Here is a 7738-nt window from a genome sequence, read left to right on the forward strand (position 1 = left end):
AGCAGACCCTGAGTTACGACGAACTCGCCGCCGCGGCCGCCCAAATGCGCGACCACGCCGAACTCACCTACGAGTCCGAAATAGTGCAGCACGAGCAACCAGGATCGTCCACCGCGTCGATCGAACTGGTCGCCGCGGGCATGGTTGGCGCATCGGTGGTCCTGGACGACGACAGCGAGATGCCGACCGGCGAATGCGCGTAACCGGTTGATCGGGCCCGGCTCGCCGGAGCCGGGCCGTAGACCTCCGCCAGGCGACCTCAGCTGAAGTGGACGAGCGAGACAGTTCCCGCGGCGATGCAGTACACCGCGAACGGCAACAGTGTGCGGGTCTGGAAGTAACGCTCCAGGAATCGTACTGCCAGCCACGACGACACCCCGGAGACGAGGGCGCCGACCAGTACCGGCCCTCGGATGCCGTCGGTCTTCGGACCCACCAGTTCGGGAATCTCGAGCAGACCGGCGCCCAGAATCGCCGGGGTGGCGAGCAGGAAGGCGAACTTGGCCGCGTGCTCGTGCGCGAGACCACGCCACAAGCCGCCGACCATGGTCAAGCCCGCGCGGCTGAAACCGGTCAGCAACGCGCCGACCTGGGCGAAGCCGATCCCGACGGCATCCCGTGCCCCGAGCGCGGCCAGCGGCCGATCGGCTTGGCGACGGGTCTCCGTCTCGGCGGTGAGCGTGCCGCGCCGGGCCTCCTGCCGGGCGAACCGTCGACCGTATTCGGCCAGGGACGGCTCGTTTCGCCGACGCAGCCCCTCGCCGATGATCAGGACCACACCATTGAGCGCCAAGAAGAAAGCGGCATAGACGGGCGTCCCGAACAAGGCGTGCAACGGATGCTCCAGGAGAACGCCGAGGACGCCGACCGGAATGGTGGCGATGACGATCAGCCACGCCAGCCGCTGCGGAATGGTGTCGAGCCGCCCGGTGCGCAGCGTGGTGAACAGACCCGCGACGATCGCGCACCAGTCGCGCCAGTAGTAGCCGAGCAGCGCCACCGCGGTCGCCACATGCAGCGCCACCACGAACGCCAGATACGGTGTGCCGGACTCGCCCTCGCCGGTCAGCTTCTCCCAGTCGCCGCCCAGCCATGCCGCGACCAGCACAGAGTGCCCGAGGCTGGAGATCGGGAACAGTTCGGTGACACCCTGCACCGCACCGATGACAGTCGCTTGAAAATAGGTGAGCATCGCCCCCGAGTTTCGCACGCGCGCAACGCGATCACGGGAGGGCCTCCGAACGGTGTCGACGACCCATCATCGGAGAGGTCGAGGCGTTCAGTCCGCGGCGCCGCCTGATGCCGCGAGCAAATCGAGGGCGATGTCGACGATGAGGTCCTCTTGCCCGCCGACCAGACCGCGGCGTCCCACCTCGAGCAGGACCGTGCGCACGTCGATCCCGTAGCGCCGCGAAGCGGTTTCGGCATGCCGCAGGAACGACGAGTAGACCCCGGCGTAACCGAGAGTGAGGGTTTCGCGGTCCACGCGCACCGGGCGATCCTGCAGTGGCCGCACCAGGTCGTCGGCGGCGTCTTGCAGGGCGAACAGATCGCAGTTGTGCTTCCAGCCGGACAAGTCCGCGACGGCGACGAACGGTTCGATCGGGCAGTTGCCCGCCCCCGCGCCGTGCCCGGCGAGGGAGGCGTCCACCCGGGTGACGCCTTCCTCCACCGCCACAACGGAATTGGCCACCGACAACGACAGGTTCTCGTGCGCGTGGATGCCGATCTCGGTGCTCGGATCGAGCACCTCGCGGTAGGCGCGGACCCGGTCACGGACACCGTTCATGGTCAACCGGCCACCGGAGTCGGTGACATAGACGCACTGCGCCCCATAGGATTCCATCAGTTTCGCTTGCTCGGCCAGACGAGCGGGCTCGGCCATGTGCGACATCATCAGGAACCCGGAGACGTCCATGCCGAGTTCCCGCGCCGTGGCGATGTGCTGGGCGGACACATCGGCTTCGGTGCAGTGGGTGGCCACGCGCACCGACCGGACGCCGAGCCGGTAGGCGTGCTTCAGTTCTTCGATGGTGCCGATACCCGGCAACAGCAGGGAGGTCAGCCGGGCGTGGGTGAGATTCGCGGCGGCGGCTTCGATCCACTCCCAATCGGTGTTGCTCCCAGGGCCGTAGTTCAAGCTGCCTCCGGCCAGACCGTCGCCGTGGGCGATCTCGATGCCGTCGACCCCCGCCGCGTCCAGCGCGGCCACGATCCGCCCGACGTCGTCGGGAGTGATGCGGTGGCGCACCGCGTGCATGCCGTCCCGGAGCGTGACGTCTTGGATGAACAGCCGGGTGGTCATCGGAGCGCTCCCTGCTCTGCCGGTGCGGCGATCGTGTCGGCGATGGATTCGGCGTAGCGCACCGCCGCCGAGGTCATGATGTCGAGATTGCCCGCGTAGGCCGGGAGGTAGTGGGCGGCTCCTTCGACTTCGAGGAAGACCGTCACCTGATGGGTGGGCGCGGCGGCCGCGCCCGGCTCGAGCAGAGTGTGCACCGGTTGTTCCTGCGGGACCGGGGTGATCTGCACCTGTTGCTTGAGGCGGTAGCCCGGCACGTACGCGGCCACCTGCGAGACCATCTGCTCGACCGATTCCCGGATCGCCACCTGCACGGCGGGATCCGGGGCGGTGACCAGGCACAGCACCGTATCGCGCATGATCAGCGGCGGGTCGGCCGGATTGAGGATGATGATGGCTTTGCCACGCTGGGCGCCGCCGACCGTTTCGATCGCGTGCGCGGTGGTCTCGGTGAATTCGTCGATATTGGCGCGCGTGCCCGGCCCGGCGGACTTCGAGGCGATGGACGCGACGATCTCGGCGTAGGCGACCGGTGTGACGCGGGAGATGGCGGCCACGATCGGGATGGTGGCCTGCCCACCACAGGTGACCATGTTGACGTTGGGGGCGTGACGATGGTCGTCGAGGTTCACCGCCGGTACGACGAACGGGCCGAGCGCGGCGGGCGTCAGGTCGATCAGGCGTTTGCCGAGCGGTTCCAGCACCGCGGCGTGCGCGGCGTGCGCTTTGGCGGATGTCGCATCGAAGATCAAGTCGATGTCGTCGAAGTTCGGCAACTTCAGCAGGCCCTCGACGCCGTCGGCCGTGGTCGGGACGCCGAGCCTGCGGGCGCGCGCGAGACCGTCGGATCCGGGGTCGATGCCGACCATGGCGCCCATCTTCAGCACCTGCGAGTGCCGGATCACTTTGATCATCAGGTCGGTGCCGATGTTGCCCGAGCCGATCACGGCGACTCGGAGTTCGGGGGGACTGTTGTTCATGAGTTCCACTCCTGGATGAAGGTCGCGGTCACCGAGCCGAGTCCGGTGATGTCCGCGGTGACGGTTGCGGGGCCCTCGATCGGGGCCATCGGTCCGAGCGCTCCGGAGAGAACGATCTGTCCCGCCCGCAGGGGACGGCCGAACTCGCGGGTGGTGCGGGCCAGCCAGGCCAGCGCGTGCAGCGGATCGCCGAGGCAGGCGGCGCCGGTCCCGGTCGACACCTCGGCATCGTCGATCGCCATCCGCATCTGTACCGACACGGGCTCGAAGGAATCGAGGGTGCGGCGGTCGGTGCCGAGAACGAAAAGACCGCTCGAGGCGTTGTCCGCGACGGTGTCGCCGAACGTGATGTCCCAGCCGGCGATGCGGCTGTCGACGACCTCCAGCGCGGCCATGGCGTAGCCGACCGCTCCGCGCACCTGCTCCGCGTCGAGCGAACCGTCGACCAGGTCCTCGGCGAGCACGAACGCGATCTCGGCTTCGACCTTCGGTTGCAGCAACCGGCTCAGCGGCACGGGCGTGTCCTGCCGGTAGTGCATGTCATCGAACAACACTCCGAAATCGGGTTGGTCGACGCCGAGCTGCCGCTGCACCGCCGGGGAGGTCAGGCCGATCTTGCGTCCGACGACCTCGGCGCCCGCCGCGATGCGCTCGGCGGTCAGCAACTCCTGCACCGCGTACGCGGCAGCTACGTCGTCGGCGCCGATGAGGTCTCGTACCGGTGCGCACGGGGTGCCGGAGCGGGCGGCGGCGCTGAGAAGACCGGCGGCCAGCGTGGCGGAGTCCGCGGTCGCGGAGCGTCGGTCGAGGTCTGGAGGTGTCGGCATCGGCAGTCCCGGATCTGGTGAGAAGGGGTGAAACAGTGGTCTCACTCTCGCCGCCGCCGTCACCGAGCCGCCAGCAATCCGTTCCGCTGAGCCGAACGCGGTCCCGATAGAGTGAGCAGGGGCCGAAAGAATCGGAGGTCTACGGTGTCATCCGCGTTCGCCGGCCGCGCGGTCGACGGTACGACCGTTCTCGGCAAGATCATGGCGGTGCTCGAGGCGTTCTCCATCGACGACACCGCCTTGAGCCTCGCTGAACTCGCGCGACGGACCCACATTCCGAAGGGCACCCTGCATCGCGTCCTCGCCGACATGGTGACGGTGCGGCTGCTGGACCGGACCGACGCCGGGTATCGGCTCGGCGGCTATCTGTTCGAGCTGGGTATGCGCGCCTCGGTCGAGCGGAGTCTGCTCGAGGTGGCCATTCCGTTCCTGGAGGAGCTCAACGCACGGATGCACGAAACCACGCATCTCGGCGTTCTCGACGGTACGGAGGTCGTGTACCTGACCAAGATCGGCGGCCGCAGGCAGGCCAGCGCTCCGTCCCGAATCGGGGGGCGCATGCCGGTGCACTGCACGGCGATCGGCAAGGTGCTGCTGGCCAACGCCGATCCGGCACTTCGCGACCGAGTCCTGGCAGGACCGCTTCAGCGCTACACACCGCGGACGATGGTCCTGCCGGGCACGTTGCGCAAACAACTCGATCGCATCGCCGCGGACGGAGTGGCCTACGAATTAGAGGAATCGACTCCCGGCCTCGTATGCGTAGCCGCCCCGGTCCGTGAGGCGGACCAGGTCGTGGCCGCGATCAGCGTGGCGGGCCCGTCGCACCGGTTCCATCCCGATGCCCATGCGGCATCGGTCCGCGCGGCCGCCGAGGGCATCGGGCTCACCCTGACTCGCCGGGCCCGGTTCTTGAGCACGCCTCCTGCCTGAGCGCGGCGCACAGGAACGAGACCCCGCCCGGCACCGAGGCCGGACGGGGTCGAGTGTCCCCCGACGAACGCCGTTGGGATCCTTCCCACTACCTACTTGGCCGGCGCCACTGGCGGCTGGTTGACAGTGGTGAAGTACTGGATCGCCGCACCGAGTACCACCGGAGCGGTGACCAGGATCTGACCGGCCAGGGTGCCGAGCGCGCCGACGGCGATGATGCCGCCGAGGCAGCCGATGGCCGCGGCCGGGATGAACGCACCGAACAAGCCGACGATCGTGGCGGCGGCGACCGTCGCGCCGGCGATGCCGCCGAGCACGCAGCCGATGGCGCCGCCGCCGAGGCCGCCGACCAAGGTGCCCACGGTAGCGCCCATGGTGATCGTGCTGGTCAGCCGCGACCAGGCGGCCTGCTCACGGTCGTACTCGTTCTTCCACGGCGCCTTGTCCTCGAACGGCAGGGCCACCGGCTTGTAGGCCGCGTGCGCCAGGTCGAACTGCGGGGTCAGCGTCGCGGTCCGATCTGCGATGTCGGCCACGATCGGGAACTCGAAATCATCGACCCGGAAGGTCAGCGGCATGCCGGTGAGCACAGCGCCGTTGGCGGCCTTGACCTTGAAGTCACCGTCCTCGACGACCATGGAACCGGCATCGGTCGTGACGATGGACTGGGTGTCGGTGGCACGGGCCGTGAAGCCGACGGCGGCATCGGCTTCGGGCTGGGCACCGGCCGAGCCGGAAGCGATCCCGACCGCGGCGACGAGACCCGCGGCCGCCGTAACGATTTTCCTCATCTTTTTCTTTCCTCTCGGCTTCCTCGTGGGTTCGGGCGCGCCGAGTGCGCCACACGCCGGACGCGGATCACGCCCAGCAGATCCCGCTGTGATGTGTCCTGGGGCTCGGGTGCGACCCAGATCACTTCTACGTGGGAAGTAGTGGCACCGTGCCCGACCAGGGTTTACGCGGTCAACGCATCCGGTCCGCTCAGCGGACCCGACCGCGTCGAGAGTGCTCTTGTCCCGAAATTCGAGACAATTCGCGCCGGCACCGCGCTGGGCGTCCCGCTTTTCGAGCGCCGGGGCGGTCGCCGTCGGCATGCGGCATCCGAAGCCGCGAACCTCCGCTGCGCGTTGTCGTAGCCGCAGCGATGGACGCTAGGCCGAGCGCGCCAGCGAGCCCAGCGCCCGGTTGATTCCGAGGCCTGCGGACCGCAGCTGAACCGACATCCGGCCGAGGTTCATCCGGGCGGTGGTCGTGGACATGCCCACCGCCCCCACCAGTACCGATTGTGAGCCGAAGACGGGGACCGCCGCGCTCACGACACCGAGCGACATCTCCTCGGCCTCCACGGCCAGCATGTTCTGCCGGCCAGTGGCGAGCTGGCGATGCAGCTGCGCCGCCGACGCGACCGTGCGCCGCGTGAACGTGGACAGCCCGTTGTCGACCACCTGCGCGATCACATCACCTGCGGAGAACGCCAGAATCGCCTTGCCCGTCGCGGTCGCGTACAGCGGCAGCCGTCCCGCGACCCGGGACGGGATTTCGACCGCGCCGTGACCGGAGAGCTTTTCGATATAGAGCACATCCAGGCCGTCGCGGATCGCGAAGTGGACCGTGGCCCCGGTCGCGGCATGAAGCTCCTGCAGGTACGGCAGGGCCGCGTCCCGGAGAACCCGCTGCGTGGGCACCAGTTGCCCCAGCTCGAACAAGCGCAGGCCGAGACGATACTTCGTTCCGGCGCGTTCGAGGACACCCCACTCGACCAGTGCATTCGCCAGCCGATGGGTCGTCGCCTTGGCGACTCCGCTACGACGGGACAGTTCGGTGAGCGACAACGCCATCGAGTCGGCGTCGAACGCTTCGAGCAGCAATCGCGCCTTCCCGAGTACCGAATGCATAGTCGAGCGCCTCCAACGAGCCCAGGCGGTCCACTCCTCGGACCAAGTGGGCACACCATACCGTTACCTAACCGACGCTGATGATTTACCCGCTCCGGTGTTCGTGCGCTGGAAACCGGGCACAGGCAGGCGCGGAACTAAGCGGAGCAGAGTTCGCTGGCGGGTTCCCATGAGGTATATCCATCTGTTACATTACTGATGCGGAGCCTATATAAAGACGTGCTGCTCCTCGTCCGTACGACAATGCCGTCGCAGGACATCCGACCCGACAATGACGTCGGCAGGCCGACAACGCCGTCGGCCGCCCACCGGATTGCCACCCGCCGGATATCTGCCCGCCCTCGGACACCCGGCGTCCGGGCGAGTCGCGCTGCGCGGTGCGGAAAAGGCCGCAACAATCATGGGCGACTTGCCGCCCGATCGGACATTGAGCCGGAGGAAACCATTGACATGCCGATCAATTTCTTGACGGGGCTCGATTTGATCGCCGCGCTCGACGCGCGGAATGTCGAAGCCCACCTCGCCGACGCCGTCGAGGGCTGTACGGCATGCGCCACCACCGCCAAGCCGGGGCCGGGCTGTCCCGCCGGGCTCGCCGCCCAGATCCGCGTCTCCGCCGCCGCACCGTCGGCGCTGACGGCGATCGAAATGGTCGACAGACTGCTCGCGCTGCGCCGGTCACCCGCGCCGGAAGGCTCCGGCCTGTAGCACGGCTGCACGACGCGCGCCGGAGCCGCAGTTGCCGAGGAGCCGCTAGGGCGTGTGTCGAAGTCGTGTGGGGCGGGCCGTTCGCCCGCCCTC

Annotated in this window: 9 protein-coding genes; 3 read left to right on the forward strand and 6 right to left on the reverse strand. The window is 68.3% G+C overall.

Features of this window, described 5'->3' with window-relative positions; translation table 11 throughout:
• Positions 1-203 (forward strand): hypothetical protein (locus tag NNI01S_RS35555; protein WP_169813058.1); only part of this gene is annotated, 203 nt, incomplete at its 5' end.
• A 56-nt stretch (positions 204-259) separates the two neighbouring features.
• On the opposite strand, the gene NNI01S_RS32765 is transcribed toward NNI01S_RS35555, so the two are convergent.
• The 4 genes from NNI01S_RS32765 to NNI01S_RS32780 form a co-directional block, all read right to left on the reverse strand.
• The gene (locus tag NNI01S_RS32765) at positions 260-1192 is read right to left on the reverse strand and encodes an undecaprenyl-diphosphate phosphatase (protein WP_063025411.1); all 933 of its coding nucleotides are present in this window, start codon (positions 1190-1192) and stop codon (positions 260-262) included.
• Positions 1193-1279: 87 nt separating this feature from the next.
• Positions 1280-2305 carry a 4-hydroxy-2-oxovalerate aldolase gene (gene dmpG, locus NNI01S_RS32770; protein ID WP_063025413.1) on the reverse strand — a complete coding sequence of 342 codons (1026 nt, stop codon included), beginning with the start codon at positions 2303-2305 and terminating at the stop codon, positions 1280-1282.
• Complete coding sequence (locus NNI01S_RS32775; protein ID WP_063025423.1) at positions 2302-3282, reverse strand: acetaldehyde dehydrogenase (acetylating); 981 nt, start codon at positions 3280-3282, stop codon at positions 2302-2304. The genes dmpG and NNI01S_RS32775 overlap by 4 nt, the downstream gene beginning before the upstream one ends.
• Positions 3279-4109, reverse strand: coding sequence for a 2-keto-4-pentenoate hydratase (locus NNI01S_RS32780; RefSeq protein ID WP_063025415.1), 831 nt, complete (start codon positions 4107-4109; stop codon positions 3279-3281). The genes NNI01S_RS32775 and NNI01S_RS32780 overlap by 4 nt, the downstream gene beginning before the upstream one ends.
• Before the next feature lie 201 nt (positions 4110-4310).
• Between NNI01S_RS32780 and NNI01S_RS32785 the strand changes: the two genes are divergently transcribed.
• Positions 4311-5042, forward strand: a complete 732-nt coding sequence (locus tag NNI01S_RS32785) for an IclR family transcriptional regulator (protein ID WP_063025425.1) — start codon at positions 4311-4313, stop codon at positions 5040-5042.
• Between the two features lie 92 nt (positions 5043-5134).
• Here the strand turns inward: NNI01S_RS32785 and NNI01S_RS32790 are convergent, their stop codons facing one another.
• Together NNI01S_RS32790 and NNI01S_RS32795 are read right to left on the reverse strand one after the other, a co-directional pair.
• Positions 5135-5833, reverse strand: coding sequence for a DUF8020 domain-containing protein (locus NNI01S_RS32790; RefSeq protein WP_063025417.1), 699 nt, complete (start codon positions 5831-5833; stop codon positions 5135-5137).
• Positions 5834-6193: 360 nt separating this feature from the next.
• Complete coding sequence (locus NNI01S_RS32795) at positions 6194-6937, reverse strand: IclR family transcriptional regulator (protein ID WP_063025419.1); 744 nt, start codon at positions 6935-6937, stop codon at positions 6194-6196.
• Positions 6938-7387: 450 nt separating this feature from the next.
• Here NNI01S_RS32795 and NNI01S_RS32800 point away from each other — a divergent pair, with 450 nt between their 5' ends.
• Positions 7388-7645, forward strand: a complete 258-nt coding sequence (locus NNI01S_RS32800) for a hypothetical protein (RefSeq protein WP_063025421.1) — start codon at positions 7388-7390, stop codon at positions 7643-7645.
• The last annotated feature ends 93 nt before the right edge of the window (positions 7646-7738 follow it).

Origin of the sequence: Nocardia niwae NBRC 108934 = DSM 45340, assembly GCF_001613465.1 — a bacterium.
Classification (GTDB): domain Bacteria; phylum Actinomycetota; class Actinomycetes; order Mycobacteriales; family Mycobacteriaceae; genus Nocardia; species Nocardia niwae.